Here is an 18,486-nt window from a genome sequence, read left to right as displayed (position 1 = left end):
TCAATATGGAAGAAAAAATAAATGAAGGGATTGAGAAGGTCAAGAAGGTCTTTGTTATTGGCCTTGACTCAGCCCCACCTGAACTTTTGTTTGGTAAGTTTTTGGATGACTTGCCCAACATAAAGTGGCTTGTGGAGAGATCTATATACGGCCCGATGCAGAGCACGATTCCTGCTATCACCATTCCAGCTTGGATGGTTATGGCCACAGGTAAAACACCTGGAGAATTAGGTCTTTACGGGTTTAGGCATAGGAAGAAAGGTACGTACAATGACATCTGGATTGCCCATGCTTTGATGGTTAAGGAAAAAGCCGTTTGGCACCACATAGCTGAGAAGGGTAAAAAATCGATTTTAATTGGAATTCCTCCGAGTTATCCACCTAAAAGGGTAAACGGTTATCTTGTGAGCTGCTTCATCACTCCGGATGCCTCCGTTGACTACACCTATCCAAAGGAGCTCAAAGGAGAGATAGAAAGGCTTGTGGGAGAATACATCTTTGATGTTGTCTTTAGGAAGGAGAACAGGGACGAGACCAAGGAGCAGCTCTGGGAGATGACGAGGAAGAGGTTTGAGGTTATTCGCTACTTAATCCAAGAAAAAGATTGGGACTACTTCCAGTTCGTGGAGATTGGGCTTGATAGGGTTCACCACGCTTTCTGGAAGTACTTTGATGAGAACCACCACCTATATCCAGGGGATGACAATCCATACAAAAACGTCATTCCAGAGTATTACAAGCTTCTCGACGAGGAGATAGGTAAAACCCTAAAGCTTCTTGATCTGGATGAGACTGCTGTAATAATAGTTTCCGATCACGGTATAAAAGCCATGAAAGGGGCCTTTGCCATAAACCAGTGGCTGATTGAAGAGGAGTTGTTAAAGATCAAAAATCCAGAGATTTTGGAGGAAGGGAGACAAGTTAGGTTCAACGAGCTCGATGTGGATTGGAGTAAAACAATAGCCTGGGCCTGGGGTGGTTATTATTCAAGGGTTTTCCTCAACGTCAAAGGAAGGGAGCCCCACGGCATAATTGAGCCCTCCGATTATCAAAAGGTTAGAGACGAAGTGGCTGAGAGAATAAAGGCCATCAAAGGGCCCAATGGAGAAAAGTGGAACACTAAGGTTTTCTATCCGGAGGATATTTATCCCATAGCTAAGGGAGACAAACCAGATTTGATGGTTTATCTGGACGATTTGAACTGGCGTGCTGCTGGAACCCTTGGTTATGAGACACCATACCTCTTGGAGAACGACTTGGGCCCAGATGATGCCGTACATGCTGAGTATGGAGTGTTCTCACTCTATCTGCCTGGAATGAATGAAGCAAAGAGAACACAGCTCACAATTTATGACTTTGCACCAACTGTGCTTAGGCTATTTGGGATGAAAAAACCACTTAACGGGAGGAGTGTGATATGAGCGAGAAAACTCAAAAGAGCCTTGAAAACGGATTTACAATATGGCTTACAGGCCCAAGTGGAGCAGGAAAGACCGTTTTAGCACACGCTTTGAAGAAGAAGCTTAAATCAATGGGCTATAGGGTGGAGATTCTGGATGGTGATGTGATAAGGAAGACCCTATATCCAGAGCTCGGTTTTTCCAAGGAAGCAAGGGAAATGCATAACAGAATAGTTATCCACATGGCCAAACTTTTGAGCAGGAATGGAGTGATAACTATAGTTTCTCTCATCTCCCCTTACAAAGCAGTTAGGGAGTATGCAAGGAAGGAGATAGGCAACTTCATTGAGGTTTATGTGTATGCACCGCTCGAAGTGAGGATTCAGAGGGATCCAAAGGGATTGTACAAGAAGGCCATGCGCGGTGAAATAAAGGGGTTGACGGGCTATGATGGAGTTTATGAAGAGCCGGAGAACCCAGAGGTTAGGGTGGATTCTTCAAAGATGACACCAGAGGAAGAAGTAGAGGCCGTATTAAAGAAGGCCAAAGAGCTCGGTTATCTCTGAGGTGACTCTATGCTTATCTTTACTTTTCTTGGCTTTCTTGTGGGAACTCTAGTTGGCCTCACCGGAATAGGCGGTGGGGCTTTGATGACCCCAGCTTTGATTTTCTTTGGGGTAGAGCCAGTTGTAGCCATCGGCACAGATTTGCTCTATGCAACTGTCACAAGGATTTTTGGTGTCTTTTTCCATCATAAGAATAATGAATTAAGGTTTGATCTGGCCTTAAGGCTCTTTATCGGAAGTTTGCCAGCCATAGTACTGGGAAACTTCCTCTTGAGAGAAATTGACAGGACGGTTTTGAACGAGTATCTCACCCTCCTCTTGGGCAGTGTGCTCTTAATTACATCTACATTGAGCCTGATTAGGGGGGAAATTAAAGTCCCAATAAGGCCGAGAAGAGAGTATCTATATCTTCTGGGTTTTGTTGTGGGTTTAACTGTTCAGTTCACTTCCGTTGGTGCTGGAGTAATTGTGAGCTTTGCCTTAATGAACCTTGCTAGAGTTAACCCAAGGGAAGTTGTTGGTGTCACGATAGTTTACGGGTTGGCTTTGTCTTCTTTCAGTTTCCTGAATTATGCTCTCCTTGGTAGAGTGGATTACTATATAGCTCTCTTTTTAGCCCTTGGAACACTTCCAGGTGTCTATTTGGGGACCCATATTAACACAAAAGTCGATAAAGAGAGGCTGAAAAAGATGATAAACATTACAATACTCCTTATCGGAGTTTTGGTGCTTATTGGGAGATGATTTTAGTGATTCGTGGTGTATATTGAAGATATTACTTTCAGGGCTTTGTGGAAATAGGTTATGGAGTTAGTATTTTTTCTCCGTGTATGTATACTGAATCTATATGTAGATCTCTGTCTAGAATCACTAAATCTGCCAAATACCCGGGCAATATTGCCCCAGCTTTGTGAATTCCTAAAGCTTTCGCGGGGTTATATGTCATAGTTCTAATCGCGTCCTTTAGAGGAACTCCAATTTCAACAAGATTCTTTAATGCTTTATCCATAGTGAGAGTGCTGCCTGCGAGAGTTCCATCTTTTAGTCTGCAGACTCCATCTTTGACAATTACCTCTAACCCTCCTAGGGAGTATTTTCCATCTGGAAAGTCTGTTGCGATTATTGAATCTGTAATTGTAACGATTCTCTCTACTCCTGCATGTTTCAAAGTGAAGTGGATAATTCTGGGAGAGATGTGGATAAGGTCACATATGAGTTCTAGATAAACTTGTGGACTTTCGATAGTGGCAATAATAACCCCTGGCTCTCTGTGGTTAATGGGCCTCATAGCATTGTATAAATGGCTTGCTCTATTAGCTCCAGCATATATAGCAGCTTTTGCTTCTTTGTAAGTTGCATTTGTGTGCCCTAATGAGACGTATATCCCAAGACTCCTTGCGTACTGTATGAACTCCAGTGCTCCCTCAACTTCTGGAGCAATAGTTACGGTTTTTATGTTGCCTTCAGAAGCTTCCCAGTATTCTTTAAGTTCTTGAATGTTAGGAAGACGTATAAACTCTGGATTTTGGGCCCCTTTCTTTTCCTTGTTTATATAAGGCCCTTCTAAGTGGAGTCCTCCAATCTTTGCTCCTGCGAGCTGATCCTTTTGATAATTAATTACATTTTTTACTCCCTTAGCTGCAATTAAAAGAACCTCATGAGGTGCAGTCACAGTAGTAGGGAGAAAAAGAGTTACTCCATGCATTAAATATTTCTCGCTCATCTTGATCAGGGCTTCTTCAACTTCCTGCTCTGAGCCACTCATAGCACTGTAGGTAACGTCAAATCCCCCTATTCCGTGGGTGTGTACATCAATGAACCCTGGAACGATTATTTTGCCCTCCAGGTCTTCACCACTTGGATTTCTTCCCGCATAAACCCTTTTTATTATTCCATTTTCAATTTCAACGGTCCCCGGGTAAATTTCCTCAAAAGGGGTAATCACTCGAGCGTTGGTTAAAACTGCTCTTGACATTGTTTCATCTCCTTACAAGTATTTTAAGCGGGCCTTATATCTTTCAATAACTTTAACATTGTGTTCTCGGGCTCCTGGTAAGTGAGCGCTTAGGAATACTGGAGGTTCAACTCCTTTTTCGACCAGCTTTTTAATTGCCAAAGCAACGATTGTTTGAGCTATAAATGCCACGATAATAGTGGATACTGGGAAAATTTTCATTTCAAATCCCGAAATCTCTAATGCGGCATCTCCTCTGGGCACTTTGTTGTCTATAACTATGTCCGCAACTTCGAAAAGTCTCTTGTTGTACTTGTTCTTTGGCGTTAAGCTCTTGGAGTATTCAACAGAGGTTATGGCGATAACAGAACATCCAAGAGATTTGGCCTTCATAGCAGCTTCAACTGGGAACACATTAACCCCCGAGCTGGATACAACTAACACAGTATCCCCTTTTTGTACTCCCATTGCTCTTAAGACTATTTCCGCATATCCCTCTACGTGTTCCATTTCTGTCGATTTCAAAGCCCCATGATAAACGTTTATATCTGTGTTCATTATCGGGTTTACGGGAACGAGACCTCCAGCCCTATAAGAAAGCTCTTCCCCGATTATTGCTGAGTGGCCTGCTCCAATTACGTGTAGGATTCCTCCTTTTTCTAAAGATTCAGCTAATACTTGAGCGGCTTTTTCAATATTTTCTCTCTCTTCTTCTTTTACTTTTTTTAACAGAGAATTAACAATCGAATAGGCTTCGTCCAAAATTTCCAATTTATACCCCCCCAATTATTATTCCACAACAGCTTTGGATAAGCCTTTTGGAAAATCTATAGGCGTCTTTCTATATATTCCAAGCCAATACGATAGAAGTTGAATGAGTAGGGTTGATGTCAGGGCGTAAAGTATTGGGTCTTTTTGCTTTATTTCTGCTATGGATATGTTTTCTAGTTTTTCATACTCCTCAGAAGTTCCACCTATAACAACAAACTTGCCAATATTGTTGTGGAATTTTTCAAGTTGTTGAAGGAAACGTTCTCTTCCAGCCCTTTCGTAGGGAGATATCACAATGTTATACATCTCTTTAGAAAGAGCAGCACTTGGTCCATGGAGATATTCCTCGAGTTCGATAGGTTCTGCATGCGAATAAGCTACTTCTTTCAGCTTAAGTGCTCCTTCTATAGCTACCGGGTACGTGATCCCGGCCGAAATTATATATCCACCCTTGAGATCGCACAACTCTTTGGCTGTATTCTGGGCCCATTTCTCATGGTGATGGAGTAGATTAGGTACCTTATCTGCAAAGGTCGAGATGGCTAATAACTTCTCCTCCCTCTCTTTTGTGGTTAATATTCCAAGCTCTGCCTTTACTTGTGAGGCCAATAGATGTAGAATCGCCAGAGTATTGGTGAAGCTCTTTGTTGCTGGGATTGCGAGTTCGTATCCTGCCAATATTGGGATAGTTACGTCTGAATACTCCCTTATTTTACCAAGGGGATTATTTGTAATAGATATTATATTTGCCCCTGCTTTTTTCCCTTTTTCCACTGCTTCAATAACATCCCAAGTACTTCCTGATTGGGTTATTGCAATAATTGTATGGCCCTTTTCGAGTGAAGGAAGTTGATACAGTAAAAATTCAAATGCGGAGATTCCTGATATATCTAACTCCGGAAGGAGGTATTGCAGCCCTAGACCTGCATTTAAGGAAGATCCATTTCCAATTACGTATATTCGCTTGGAATTTGTAATGATCTCCGCGGCAGTTTTAATTGTTTTGTGATTTCTAAAAGCATAAACTCTTTTTAAAGTGTAAGGAGTTTCATGTATCTCATTTTTCATAAAGTGTTTTGATGCATGAATTCTCCTTTTTGTTGCACTTTCTGGGAGTGATTGTTTATTAGATGGCCAAAATACTAAAGAATTAGGGGGTATTTCGTAAGCCTCAATTCCTAAAGCGGAGACTATTTCAGGAGAGGTTGTTAGAAGAATTTTATCTTGGTTTTGAGACATAAACAAGGGCCTATACGAGGAAAATGACGCAACTTTTGCTTTTTTTGGATCATGCTCATAACAAACAAATGAGAGGCAATGATTTTTGGAATCTATGCTTAATTCTCGTGGTGGAGGATCAGTGTGGCATACATTTTGTATTTTATCTAAAAAGACCCCAAAATCTTCACCTAAAGGGCCTTCAAGTGATACTATAATGTCTCTTTGTGTATTCTCATGAAAGATAAAATTGGATTGCATGCCAGTTTCGTATTTATTGGTGTTAATCAAAACTCCTTTCACGTTGTTGTCTATAATCGATCTTTTGTAATGTTGATTGTCAATTTGGTATCTTTTTATTGAGGAAGAAGACCACACAATGACTTCAAAACCTGGTTTTAGTAAATTTACGGTCTTATCTAGGATCTTTAATATATCATTTTGAGGATAATTGAGTATTAATAGGATTGTTCCTATCATAAGATCACCCTTTCGCGTGAAATTCTCAAGATACGTTGATTATACATCCTCAGAAGGGAGGATATCCTCTATTAAGTGTATCAGTTCATTTATTGCATTTTTCTCATCTTCCCCTTCGACAATAATTTTAATTTCGTCTCCATAATCAATACCTAGGGTCAGAAGTTGGAGAATATTCTTTGCATCTGCAATATTCTTCTCTTTTGAGACGGTTATTTTTGATTTGAATTTTTTTGCTGTTTCTACAAAGATGGCTGCAGGTCTTGCATGGAGTCCAGATTTGTTTTTCAATTTAACCGTTACTTCAATCATGATCATCACCTTTATTTTGAGTGATTATGAAATTCATCTTGCAAGCTTTCTCTCAATAGTTAATTTAAGAGAGTTCTATATATATTTTTTGGTTATTTGAGGGTTTTCATTGGTTTATTTGGGGTAAACTGACAAGAATTCAGTTTTTTCATTGAATAGGGGGAGATGGTTATCATTTGTAATACTTTCATGAACAAGGTCTCATGGGTCCTAGTAGGGGCTTTGTATAAGGGCAGGCCTCTCACTGAAGGTATAACACTATTTTTGGTGGTAATATAGCCGATAAGTATTACTGGAAATAATTTGGATTTGTCACATATTGTAAAGAAACATGCATATAATACTAAAGATAAGTGATATAGAGTAAATATTAAAATACTTTAATCAACAATTCATGTTTGGTGATAAAACATGATAGAGACCATCTGCTTAGAAGACATTAAGACCAATGTTGAAGTAGCAACATGGGAAGAGAGCGTTAAGGTTGCTGGGGAAATTCTATACAAAAATGGAAAAATAACAAAGGATTATATTTTGGGGATGATAGAAACAATCAAGAAATTGGGCCCTTATGCTGTTATCGCTCCAGGTATTGCTCTTCCGCATGCTCGTCCAGAAGATGGCGCTCTCAAAGTCGGTATAAGCATTGTCGTGCTTAACAACCCGATAAACTTTGGCTCTCCCAATGATCCGGTAAAAGTTGTAATAGCATTCTCGGCACCAGATAAGACGTCTCATGTGCAATTACTCCAAGAATTGGCAAAATTACTTTCTGATGAAGAGATTAGAGGCAAATTAGCAAATGCAAAAACCCCGCAAGAGGTAGTTGAGATTATTGAATCATTTAAATCTGAAAGAAGTGAGGAAAGAAATTAAAAATTCCAGAACTGAGCTTACCATGGAATATCTTTCCCAAGATATCCCTGCAGGAATTTTCTGGCCTCTTCTCTTACTTCTTGGCCATTTTCCAGGGCGAGTACTTTTCTTACAAACCTCTTGGAATCTTCGTATGAGATGTTCTGTATTATCCACTTAACAAGGGGAATAGATGTTGGGGAGACGCTCAGTTCGTTTATGCCAAGTCCTACAAGTATTGGAACAGCTATTGGATTACTTGCAAGTTCTCCACACACATCAATAGTTATTTCTTTTTTGTGTGCATGCTTTGTAATCTCATTAATTGCTCTTAACACCGCGGGATGCATATCGTCATATAGGTGGGAGACCTCTTCGCTCGTCCTGTCCACGGCAAAAAGATATTGAGTTAAGTCGTTGGTGCCTATACTCAAGAAGTCAACTTCTCCAATTATATTGTCTAACATGAAGAGTATGGATGGCACTTCCACCATTATTCCAAATTTTAGATTCTTTTCTGCTTCTGGGGATATTTTTTTAATTTCTTCTTTTAATTCCCTAATCTCCTCTATTGTGCTTACCATGGGTGCCATGATCCTAAGGTTGCCTTGCTTTGATGCTGTGATAATTGCCTGCAGTTGAGATTTTAACAGTTCACGGTATTTGAAGAGATATCTTATTCCTCTAAGGCCCAAAAATGAGTTATTTTCTTTTGGAGATGGCAGATAGGGTAGTGGTTTGTCCCCACCAACATCAAGAAGCCTAATTGTTAGTGGTTTTTCTTCAAGTTTATTTGCTAATTTTTTTATTATCCTAGAGAACTCCTCCGAGGAGGGGAGTGTTTGGCGTGAGAGGTAATAAAATTCAGTCCTAAACAATCCAACCCCATCGCATCCGTTTATTAGGGCGGTATTGAGGTCATCTTCGTTCCCTATATTTGCAGTAACTAAAACTCTATGCCCATCTAATGTTATTGCAGGTTCATTCTTTGTCTTTTCGAACAATTGGGCGAATTTTGTGAAAGTTTTCTTTTTTGCCTTATATGATTCAACTGTACTTTTGTCAGGATTAACAAGGACTTCTCCTGAAAATCCATCAACTATGATGAGATCTCCGTTTCTTAGTGTTTCTGTTGCATTTTTAACTCCAAAAACAGCGGGGATACCAAGATTTCTGGCAATTATAGCAACGTGAGACGTATAACTACCTCTTTCAGAGACTATCCCCGCAATCCCCTGTCGTTTATACCTTAATAGCTGAGAGGGGTGAATATCTTTTAGAACTGCTATTGACTCTTTTTTAATGTGAGTTACCTTTTTCCGTGTTAGATTTTCTATTAGAACATTTTTTATGTCTATTAAGTCATCAACTCTAAGTTGAATTAGAGAAGAACCAGAGTCCTTCAAAAGCTTTACATATTTATCTACCACTGAGTTTATAGCTGCTATTGCTCCTTGTCCTTTTTTGACTTCTTCAAGAGCTTCATTAACAATTGCCTCCACCATAAGTTTATGCGCCTTTAGAATGCCTGCTACTTCAGGAGTTTCACTTTTTATAAACTCATCAAGCATTTTTATGGTGTTTTCTCGTGCATTTAGAATTGCTCTTTTAGCGTCTTCTCCGGTAATATCTGTAGTTATTTGGGCCGTTGGTTGTATAATAATGGCCTCTCCAATACCTATACCTCCTGATACGGGTATTCCTTTAATAATCTGCCTCATTTTCTCACCTCGTAATTGCTTATGGCCTCCCTAAATGCAGCAATCACGTCATTTGAAGTCTTTGTGTGTCTCAGCTTCTTTTGGAGGGTTGTATCGGACAAGAGCATCCCAACTTCCTTTAATAACTCAAGATGTTCTGATTTTGTAGGAGCTGAGAATGCTATTATGACTTTTACCGGATCATTGGGAGAATCAAAATCTATGGGAGTACGAAGTACCACAATGCTCATTCCAAGGTCAAGAGCTCCATTTTCTGGCCGAGCGTGAGGCAGAGCAATGCCAGGAGCAATAACAGCATAAGGGCCAAGACGTTTTGTAGTTTTTATCATTCCTTCGATGTATTCTTGTGAAACTTTTCCTAGGTTGTACAAAATCTCTCCAGCGATTTTTACGGCCTCAACCCAATTTTCAGCTTCTAGATTAACAGCAATTGCATTAGTATCCATATTTTCTATAAGTTTCTTGATTATATTCATTGTATTTCACCCTCTCCTTTGAAAACTTACTTGAAGAAGTTCAGGAATTTCACTAGGCTTAAATTCCTTGTGTATTCTTTCAGACAAAACCTCTTCAACGATTTTTAGTATCTTATGTGGGTTTTCCTCTATATGGAATACCAAAGTTTTCCCCCTTCCTCTGCCCATGCCTTTTTCTCTGGAGGTTATTAGGCCAATACTTTCTATTTTAGGAGTTATGTAGTGCATCACATGTCTCATGCTCCTTGGTCTCCATCTCAATTCTTCACAAACAAGTTTGTAGATTTGATAAAGCTCTCCTGTGACTGGGAGGATATTTGAAGTTTCTAAGAATGAGATTGACCATAGTACCACCAGTTGATGATTACTGAGGGATTGAATCACTTGGAGGAGGATGTCATTATCCACGATTTTGACTGCTTCTTCTATCAGTCCTTTTGTAATCTTCTCCTTAGCCATTAACGCGGCCTCTACGAGTACTCTAAAGCCCCATCTTAAATCTCTCTCATTTTTTTGTATAAGTTCTGCTAAGTATCTTATGGATTCATTGCTGAAACTAGAAGGGTCCAATGCATACTTTGCCCTGTCAAGAAGAATTTGGTAAAGCTCCTCAGTGTTGTACTCTCTAAAGTATATTGGTTTGGGGGTGAATTTAGCCATTGTTGCGTGCTCTATTTTTTCGACTATATTGCTCATATTTGATATCATTATTATAACAGGGGCATCCTTATCCACCAACTCATCCAATCGCGACATTCTATATACTAACGCGTTCATAGGGTCTTCTTTATCTTTGTACGTTCTCTTTAATTTGTCTATCTCATCAAAAACAAAGATATATCTTTGCTCATCCATTTTCAAGTGTTTTGTTAACGCGTCTACTGCTTCAGCAACTCCAAATCCCCTATTTGGAAAATTCACTCCTAACTCATGTAACAGGGCCACGATTGTCTGGTAATATGTTTTATCCTTACAGTTAATATAGATCATTTTAGAATTGATCGCATTCTCACTTGTAAACTCATTGTAGTTTTTTGCTACTAGCTTTATTGCGTGGGTCTTTCCCGTTCCCGGGGGCCCGTGAATTAATAGGTTTCCGGGATGTAATCCACTTAAAAATCTCCCAAGGTGTTTAGTTATTTGTGTAATCTCTTCATCTCTAAATAGGAGGTATTCAGGAAGATAGCTTTCATTAAGAACTGATGGATTGACAAGAATAGTCTTTTTTTGCATTTCTTCACGAAGTATCTCCTTAAGATTCAGAGACGTATTCATTATAACCACCTTACATATGGTGTTTATCATATGTATTATTTAAACATTGCCATGATATACTTTGCAAAAATTGTAGATTTTGTTAATAGAGCTTGAGAAATGATGAGATTTTGGCCCACAAAATATTACATATTACATCATTACAGACTTATTTATCATTTGTATTACTCTACTATAAAATAAACAAAGAGCCGTTTAGGGTCATTTTCTCCAATATAACCAACAAGTAATTCTTCTTTGAAATGTGATAACAAAATTACAAATGATAACGTCCTCTCCCATATTGGCAAAAACATGGATTTCATGGCTCGATAACGCGAATAACGGTAGCAGATAACCAGAATAACCAAAAAATATATAAATATTGGCCTATTTATAGAATTTTGGTGATTCCCATGGTTGCCTTTATGGATTTTCTGACTTGGGTTGGTACTAATATACTCGGACAACCAGCAGTACTCCTTGGAATTGTTGCATTTGTCGGACTAATTCTCCAGAAAAAACCATTCAGTGAAACTTTGATAGGGACTGCGAAGGTCATGATTGGTGTCGTCATGATGCTCGCTGGTGCAGGACTTTTTGTAGATGAACTAGTGAACTTTCAATCATTAATAACCGCAGCAACTGGAGTTTCTCCAAAATATCCTCCAAATTATGTTCCTTTAAACGATTTAATAGCTCAATATGGTAGTTATGCCGCAGTTATCATGACAGTAGCTTTTATCTTGCATTTGATACTCGTTAGAATTATTCCAAGGTTCCGCCATGTATATTTAACAGGACACCTAATGTGGTGGGTCTCATTACTGGTTGTTGCTGTGATTTTGACTATGAATCCAAATGCTAGTGCAAGAGAAATTATCGGAATTGGAGCAATAGTTATGGCCATCTACTGGACGATTCAACCTGCATATATCCACCACGCAATGAGAGACGTTATTGGATCTGATGCAATTGGATATGCACATACCTCCTCGTTAGTAGCGTTGATAAGCTACCATGTAGGAAAATACATTGGAAAACCTGAGGAGAGCACTGAGGAAATAAAGCTTCCAAAATCTCTTTCATTCTTAAAAGATTATGCTGTAAGCACTGCAGTTATCTTAGGTCTCATAATGGTAGTGGCGGCAATAATGGGATACGTAAAGGCCCCCGAGACAGTAGCCAATTTAGCTGGAGACTTAAATCCAATCATTTGGGCAGTTCTCAGAGGTGTATACTTTGCAGCAGCAATAGTAGTGTTGCTCACTGGTGTTAAGATGTTCGTTGGAGAAATAGTGCCAGCATTTAAGGGTATTTCAGAGAAGGTAATACCCGGAGCCATTCCCGCTGTAGATGCACCGGTAGTCTTCCCATATGCACCCACTGCAGTTATAATAGGATTCCTCAGCGGTTTAGGTGTATTCCTAGTGATGATGGGACTCTTTATAGCTATAGGGTTTGCCGTCATAGTTCCTCCAATGATCATGTTGTTCTTCCCTGGAGGTGCAGCGGCAGTTTTCGGTAACAAAACTGGCGGATGGAAAGGAGCAGTGTTTGCTGGAGCACTTAACGGACTTATCTTAGCAATAGGCCAAGCTGTAACTTTACAGTTCCTAACATACGGTACAGAACTTGCTACACTTGGAGATCCAGATTGGTACGCAATAGTTGGAATACTTAAAGGAATATTGGCGGCAATATTTTAGTTTTGTTACCAAATACTTTTTAATTTCTTTAAACTTTTTTAAATTATAATAGTGGGGGGCGGAATAATGGTGAAATATAAGCTGGACAGACCTCTTAAAATACTAACGGTATGTGGAGTAGGCCAGGGTAGCTCTCTGATAATGAGAATGTTTGTTGAGGATGTTTTGAAGGAATTAAATATTCCAGCAAAGGTGGAGCATACAGAACTTCTAACTGCAAAATCTAGTGATGCGGATATTATAATAGCTTCAATAATTCACGAGGAAGAATTTAAGGACTCGACAAAAATAATAATAGGACTCAAGAACCTAGTGGACAAGAATGAGATAAAAGAGAAGCTCCTTGAGGCTTTGTCTAAGAGAGGAATAATTGAAATTGACTGATATCTTCCTCACCCTTTAGGGTGAGGTTTTTAGAAGAGAAATATAAACAAGTTTCGACTAATCGTGATTAGAATACTTCAAGGCAACAAGTGTCCAGCCGTTCAGAATTTAGTCAATTCTGAGTGTCCTAACTTTTATAATCTCAAAACGCCTTACTAATTTTTGGTGGTGGCCTATGGCGTCCAAGTTGAGCTATGTTTTGCTTGTCCTGGTGACCATCTCAATTTTGCTTAACGGAGTTTTACTCTATGCGCTCTTTCAGGTGAGGAACATCGCTGTAACGGAAATCGACAGTGTCGTTGATGTAGTGGAGGGCATGAAAGACCAGAAGATAACCTTTGAGTATCCCATAGATCAGGAGGTTGAGGTGCCGATAAGCAAGCAAATAGAGGTTCCGATTGTTATGGTTATGGATGTGCCCATTAATAAGGAGATTGAGACCGAGGTGCCCATAGATACTTACGTTACTGTTCCGGTTAAGCTGGTTGCAAGGGCTAGAGTTGCTCAAAACATAACGACTACTGTTGATATAAATGGTGAGCAGAAGGAGATTATCGTTCCGTTGGATACATATGTTGACGTTCCCATTGATACAACGGTTAAAGTTCACTTTAAAGATACTTTCCCAGTGAAAGTTCCGTTGAACATGACCGTTGAAGTCCCGGTAAATGAAACGGTGGTTGTGCCTTTTGAAGAGACCTTCAAGGTGCCGATTCACATGGAGGTTAAAATCGAGAAGACTTTAGCCGAGCTTGGATTGGGAGAGATAATCGATGAGATAGTTACTATCTTGAAGGGAATTAAGGTTGCGCTTGGAGGGTAGATTTTTGGTTTATTTTTATTTTTTGAATCTTAACAACACGTTTAAAGTTCCTATTCACGTGAATGTTAAGTTCGAGAAGCGCTTGGTGGAGATGGGCTTTAGAGATTTTATTGACGAGATTATCACGATTATGAAGGTTTCTTCTTAATTTGCTCTTTTGTATTTCACTAATACTTTCTCTTTGAAGAACGAACTCTCTAATGAAACAGTGAAAAGAATTAAAAATACTAAGCGCAATTCTAAAAGATTGAAAGCAAAAGAATGGTTACTTTGTACATCAAATACTGAGATTGGATTAATAAAAGGTGATAATATGAGTGATGCAAGTCAAGCATTGCAGAAGATTGCAAAAGGGACGGGGATTGTTTTTGTTGGGACTGTGATTTCTATGCTCTTCCAATTCTTGAGTAGGGCTATCATAGCGAGGTATTTTTCTACTGCAGAGTATGGTGTTTTTAATTTGGCTTTAACTGTCTTGAGTATTACTCTTGTGATCGTTATGCTTGGCTTTCAAAATTCATTGCCAAGGGAGATTGCTTTTTACAATGAGAAAGAGCCTTCAAAGGTTCCAGATTTAATTTCAGTAGCGTTGATAATTGTAGTGGTGAATAGCATACTTTGGATGGTAATTTTAATCCTTGGAGCTGGGGGTATTGCTCAAATTTTTAATGAAAGGGAATTAAGCTACGTTTTGAAAATAATAGCTTTTGCGTTGCCGTTTTCAGCTCTAACTGGGACAATAACTTCCATTTCAAGGGGCTTTGGAAGGGTCAGAGAGCGGGTTTATTTCAAGAACATCGTTTATCCAACGACCTTCTTGGTTCTCGTTTTATTTGGGACCTTTTTAGACTTTTCTTTTGCCTTTGTGTTCTTTGCTTATGTTATTGCTCAGGCTTTTACACTGGTAGCACTTGTTATTGACGTTTGGAGGATGTGTCTCTTTAAGTTCGATGTTTCCTTTGACTTGAAACTTGGGAAGGAAGTTGTCAGTTTCTCTCTTCCCCTTATGATCACGGGAATTTTAGGGTTCTTGATGACATGGACTGATACTTTAATGTTGGGCTACTATTTGGGCTCAGAGATCGTTGGGGTCTACAACTCGGCCTCTCCCATTGCGAGACTTCTCCCGATTTTTCTCAAATCGGTTGTAGTGCTTTACCCGCCCATAGCCACTTCTCTTTATGCCCAAGGAAAAGTCGGAGAACTTAGGAGAACTTATCAGATTTTAACGAAGTGGGTGTTTTTATTAACGTTGCCGTTGTTTGTTCTTATCTTTGTCTTTCCTGAGGCAATGATTAAATTCTTCTTCGGGGCAAACTACCTAGAAGCAAGCAAAACTCTGCAAATTTTAGCTCTTGGATTCATGGTTCATGCTTTCTTAGGTTTGAATTGGGGAAGTTTGATTGTTATTGGTGAGTCGAATTTGAATTTGATTGGGGATTTTTTTGCAGCGGTTTTGAACGTGATTTTAAACGCAATTCTTATCCCATTTTATGGACTTGAAGGCGCTGCTTTCGCCACGACTTTTTCTTATTTTGTGGCTAACGTCTTCAGGTCTTACTGGCTTTACAAAAAGACGAAAATTCATCCATTCAGCCGAAACTATGTAAAGTCTTTGGTTATTAGCTTTGTTATGTTAGGATTGCTTAAAGTCTTTTGTTTAGCAGTATCAAACATCTGGCACGCAATTCTGCTTTTACTTGTGTTCTTGAGTCTCTACTTTCTCCTAATACTCCTGAGTAGGAGTATAGATAGGGAAGACGTGGAACTCTTGCTAGCAATAGAGAAAAAGTGGGGGGTTGATTTTAGAGTGATAAAAAAAGTGTTGAAGAAGTTTGTTTAGAGTTTTATTTTTTGGAAATTACTTTTTTATTATTGGGTGGCGCATGAAGAAGGTGAATTTCAACAACTCATCATAAGAAATGTTGTATGGTTCTTTTACAATATTTGCCCAGGAGTTGGCTATGATAACTTGTTAATAAAAGAATACTGTTTTAAAGATATTTGTAGCATCCAACCTGTCTTTTGGATCAGCAAATTTCTTTTCAAGACGTTTTAATTGTCTCTTGTATTCCTTTTCCAATGGTTATTAACTTTAGGCTTAACTTCTACTACATCAAGATTCTGTAGAAGGTAGAATAATTAAATTCAAGATTTCATGAACTTTGTGTATTAATGGATACCTCTCAGTAATAATTGATATGTGAAGTGGCACAATGAGTTCATAATGCTGGAGCAATAACATTTTTATATTCAACAAATCTGTAATCCTTATAAGTATTTTACTTAATCTCCTTGAGTAATCGACCCTTAGTGTATCTAGAATCATTAGCTGGAGATTTTGTATAGTTGAATTTTGTCATGTATCTCCTCTCCAAAATGTTTTAGATTAGTTAGGTGATTATACATCAAATATGCCGGTCGACACAGTTTGGGGTAATATATAACTAAAAATTTAAGAAATTTTTCCATTATATTCCTTGTTGAAGATTTTTGGATTAACGGCATAACTTCTTTCTTATATTCCTCTGCGCTAGAATATTCCCCTATACTATAGAGGAAGAATAAAATCTTTGTCAATCTAAATCCTATATACTCATCAAGAAGAGCAAGCAGTTCATGATCTGTCTCGTTATCTTTTATATAGGTCCTTATCGCTCTATATGTTTTCAGCAGATTATTGAAATGTCCAGAAAGGTTATCTTTAGTGTGCTGGGTCGATGCAGAGTTTGGGCGTCTGGTGTAGAAGACCAGTGCCTCAGAAATACATCCAACCCTTGTGGCACTATAAAATGCTTTAAAGCTAAATTCCAAGACATCTCCAGCAAATTGCCTAACTGTAGGATCAAATTTGATATGATTGGTAGTTAACAGTTCTTTTTTATAAATCACATTGTCCACTATTATACGGATATCTCGCCTTAGCCTTAATTTTAAGGCAGTTTTACCGGATATTGGCATTGTGCTATTGCATTTATTTTCAAACTTTTTGAGGATTTTTCCGTCTGGAGCTACTACCATAAATCCTGAGATGATTATGTCATAATCTCTGTTTTTTGCGGTGTTGTACATTTTTTCGATGAAGGTTTTGTGAATATAGTCATCACTGTCGAGGAAGTAAACATATTCCCCTTTTGCTACTTCTAAACCCTTGTTTCGGGCTGCACTTGCACCTTGATTTTCTTGATCAATAATCATCCAAGGAAATGGCGCGTCAGAAAGATTATTTAAGACGATCTCTTTTGTATTATCTGTAGATCCATCATTTACAATTATCACTTCGATATCTTTGAAAGTCTGATCCTTGAGAGCTTGTAAGGTTTTTAAGATGTAATTGTTGGTATTATAAGTAGGGATAATTACAGATACTGCAGGCATGCATGTAAGTTTACTACAATCTCTTATAAATCTTTTGAAATTAGCTAAGAAACTTCTAACCTTTGATTTTGCCGAATAAGTATTGGACAGTTATTAAGAGTAGAAAATCAATTTAAGTTAGAAAGAATTAAAAATAATTGGCTAGATTTGTGGAGTCCAGTTCTTTAATGAGTTATAATCGGGTTCTGGATTTTCATTGTAAAAGTCCAAGCCAAACCAATGAGTGACTTTTAATATGTTTTTAACTTGGTGCTTTGTGAGTTTTTTCTTCCATTTCAATAATTGTTTTTGAGTACCAATGTAAGAGGAGTCGTGCGTAGTTTTGCTAGGTTTTGTGAACTTCTTATATGCTTTTTTTGGAACTTTTTCGTGAATATAGTTGAAGAGTTTATTAGCTTCATCCTCAAAGTTATTAAGGAGTTTTTCGTATACTACAACATAATAGGCATTTGGATTTTCACTAAGGTATGCAAGAGGGACATAGTTATCCATGCTCCAAATTGCAGCGAGGACTTCTTCTTGTTTATCAATAGTGTTAAGTTTTTTCATCAACCATTCATTGTTTCTTATGGCTGGGATTTGATAAGCTTCTCTAAAGACGATCTTTTTAGATAAAGGCACTCTTTTGGGAGTGAAATATCCTCTGATTCCAGTCTCTAACTGAGACGCTATTATCGCGCAGGGGTGTCTTATAAGAAGGTACGTCCCCCGTAACTCAAAGTTTGTAACGATCCATGGGAGAATTCTGTTAGCTCGAATAAACTTTACTATTAGTTTCCTTCCCTTAATAAGTTTGTACACTTCCGTGGGAGTTAAAAGTCTTGGTTGTTTGCTGGCAATTCTTCCAGTAAAAACTTTATACAAATACTCCTTTAAAGGCTTATTTTCTGCATTGGGTTCCAGATAAGGACGAGGAGGGATATTTAAACGTTTTATTTCTGAGAACCACTCTCTATGAAAAGGTTCGAAGATAGATCTGTAATCTGGCAGAGTTTCCAAGATTTCTAAGAACCATGTAGTGCCCCCTCTGGGAGTGCCGGAAATAATAATTGTATCCTCCAGCTTATAATCTTTGTGGGTTTTAAAGATAAAACTCTCGACAACGTACCTATTGTAGCTTATAAATCGGAGCATAAAGTCTCTAATTAATGAACTACTGCGATTCGGCGCGACTTTAGTTCTCAT

The 18,486-nt window shown here is 38.5% G+C and carries 17 protein-coding genes; 8 read left to right on the top strand and 9 right to left on the bottom strand.

The window, feature by feature from the left end:
- Window positions 1-5 precede the first annotated feature (5 nt).
- The 3 genes from EP1X_RS01365 to EP1X_RS01355 are packed head-to-tail and all read left to right on the top strand — an operon-like array spanning window position 6 to window position 2,710.
- The gene (locus EP1X_RS01365; RefSeq protein WP_055280979.1) at window positions 6-1,421 is read left to right on the top strand and encodes an alkaline phosphatase family protein; all 1,416 of its coding nucleotides are present in this window, start codon (window positions 6-8) and stop codon (window positions 1,419-1,421) included.
- The gene (gene cysC / locus EP1X_RS01360) at window positions 1,418-1,966 is read left to right on the top strand and encodes an adenylyl-sulfate kinase (protein ID WP_055280977.1); all 549 of its coding nucleotides are present in this window, start codon (window positions 1,418-1,420) and stop codon (window positions 1,964-1,966) included. The genes EP1X_RS01365 and cysC overlap by 4 nt, the downstream gene beginning before the upstream one ends.
- A 9-nt stretch (window positions 1,967-1,975) precedes the next feature.
- Entirely contained in the window at window positions 1,976-2,710 is a 735-nt protein-coding gene (locus EP1X_RS01355) for a sulfite exporter TauE/SafE family protein (RefSeq protein WP_055280975.1), read from the top strand.
- 58 nt (window positions 2,711-2,768) lie between these two features.
- Here the strand turns inward: EP1X_RS01355 and nagA are convergent, their stop codons facing one another.
- The 4 genes from nagA to EP1X_RS01335 are packed head-to-tail and all read right to left on the bottom strand — an operon-like array spanning window position 2,769 to window position 6,701.
- Window positions 2,769-3,941 (bottom strand): N-acetylglucosamine-6-phosphate deacetylase, encoded by a 1,173-nt coding sequence (gene nagA, locus EP1X_RS01350; RefSeq protein WP_055280973.1) that lies wholly within the window; start codon window positions 3,939-3,941, stop codon window positions 2,769-2,771.
- A gap of 12 nt (window positions 3,942-3,953) precedes the next feature.
- A complete protein-coding gene (locus tag EP1X_RS01345) occupies window positions 3,954-4,691 on the bottom strand; it encodes an SIS domain-containing protein (protein WP_055280972.1) in 738 nt (245 codons plus the stop codon).
- A gap of 18 nt (window positions 4,692-4,709) precedes the next feature.
- Window positions 4,710-6,389, bottom strand: a complete 1,680-nt coding sequence (locus EP1X_RS01340) for an SIS domain-containing protein (RefSeq protein ID WP_055280970.1) — start codon at window positions 6,387-6,389, stop codon at window positions 4,710-4,712.
- Window positions 6,390-6,428: 39 nt separating this feature from the next.
- Complete coding sequence (locus EP1X_RS01335) at window positions 6,429-6,701, bottom strand: HPr family phosphocarrier protein (protein ID WP_055280968.1); 273 nt, start codon at window positions 6,699-6,701, stop codon at window positions 6,429-6,431.
- 411 nt (window positions 6,702-7,112) lie between these two features.
- Here EP1X_RS01335 and EP1X_RS01330 point away from each other — a divergent pair, with 411 nt between their 5' ends.
- Window positions 7,113-7,577: a PTS sugar transporter subunit IIA gene (locus EP1X_RS01330; RefSeq protein ID WP_055280966.1), complete on the top strand. Its 465-nt coding sequence runs from the start codon at window positions 7,113-7,115 to the stop codon at window positions 7,575-7,577.
- 17 nt (window positions 7,578-7,594) lie between these two features.
- Here the strand turns inward: EP1X_RS01330 and ptsP are convergent, their stop codons facing one another.
- From ptsP to EP1X_RS01315, 3 genes are read right to left on the bottom strand one after another with little or no spacing between them, the layout of a single operon-like run.
- A complete protein-coding gene (gene ptsP / locus EP1X_RS01325; RefSeq protein WP_055280964.1) occupies window positions 7,595-9,277 on the bottom strand; it encodes a phosphoenolpyruvate--protein phosphotransferase in 1,683 nt (560 codons plus the stop codon).
- The gene (locus EP1X_RS01320; protein ID WP_055280962.1) at window positions 9,274-9,753 is read right to left on the bottom strand and encodes a PTS sugar transporter subunit IIA; all 480 of its coding nucleotides are present in this window, start codon (window positions 9,751-9,753) and stop codon (window positions 9,274-9,276) included. The genes ptsP and EP1X_RS01320 overlap by 4 nt, the downstream gene beginning before the upstream one ends.
- A gap of 6 nt (window positions 9,754-9,759) precedes the next feature.
- Window positions 9,760-11,028 carry a Cdc6/Cdc18 family protein gene (locus EP1X_RS01315; protein WP_055280960.1) on the bottom strand — a complete coding sequence of 423 codons (1,269 nt, stop codon included), beginning with the start codon at window positions 11,026-11,028 and terminating at the stop codon, window positions 9,760-9,762.
- Between the two features lie 395 nt (window positions 11,029-11,423).
- Between EP1X_RS01315 and EP1X_RS01310 the strand changes: the two genes are divergently transcribed.
- The 4 genes from EP1X_RS01310 (at window position 11,424) to EP1X_RS01295 (ending at window position 15,766) form a co-directional block, all read left to right on the top strand.
- On the top strand, window positions 11,424-12,716 hold the full coding sequence (locus EP1X_RS01310; RefSeq protein WP_055280958.1) for a PTS ascorbate transporter subunit IIC: 1,293 nt from the start codon (window positions 11,424-11,426) through the stop codon (window positions 12,714-12,716).
- A gap of 66 nt (window positions 12,717-12,782) precedes the next feature.
- Window positions 12,783-13,100 carry a PTS sugar transporter subunit IIB gene (locus EP1X_RS01305; RefSeq protein ID WP_055280956.1) on the top strand — a complete coding sequence of 106 codons (318 nt, stop codon included), beginning with the start codon at window positions 12,783-12,785 and terminating at the stop codon, window positions 13,098-13,100.
- A gap of 175 nt (window positions 13,101-13,275) precedes the next feature.
- A complete protein-coding gene (locus EP1X_RS01300; protein ID WP_055280953.1) occupies window positions 13,276-13,923 on the top strand; it encodes a hypothetical protein in 648 nt (215 codons plus the stop codon).
- A gap of 313 nt (window positions 13,924-14,236) precedes the next feature.
- Window positions 14,237-15,766 carry a flippase gene (locus EP1X_RS01295; protein ID WP_055280950.1) on the top strand — a complete coding sequence of 510 codons (1,530 nt, stop codon included), beginning with the start codon at window positions 14,237-14,239 and terminating at the stop codon, window positions 15,764-15,766.
- A 485-nt stretch (window positions 15,767-16,251) separates the two neighbouring features.
- Here EP1X_RS01295 and EP1X_RS01290 read toward each other — a convergent pair whose 3' ends face one another.
- Both EP1X_RS01290 and EP1X_RS01285 read right to left on the bottom strand, forming a co-directional pair.
- Window positions 16,252-17,301 carry a glycosyltransferase gene (locus tag EP1X_RS01290; protein ID WP_055280948.1) on the bottom strand — a complete coding sequence of 350 codons (1,050 nt, stop codon included), beginning with the start codon at window positions 17,299-17,301 and terminating at the stop codon, window positions 16,252-16,254.
- Window positions 17,302-17,442: 141 nt separating this feature from the next.
- Complete coding sequence (locus EP1X_RS01285; protein WP_055280946.1) at window positions 17,443-18,486, bottom strand: sulfotransferase family protein; 1,044 nt, start codon at window positions 18,484-18,486, stop codon at window positions 17,443-17,445.

The sequence above is a fragment of the Thermococcus sp. EP1 genome (genome assembly GCF_001317345.1).
In the GTDB taxonomy this organism is placed as follows: domain Archaea; phylum Methanobacteriota_B; class Thermococci; order Thermococcales; family Thermococcaceae; genus Thermococcus_A.
Note: the sequence above shows the minus strand (reverse complement) of the source record. Positions and strands in the feature narration are given on the sequence as shown.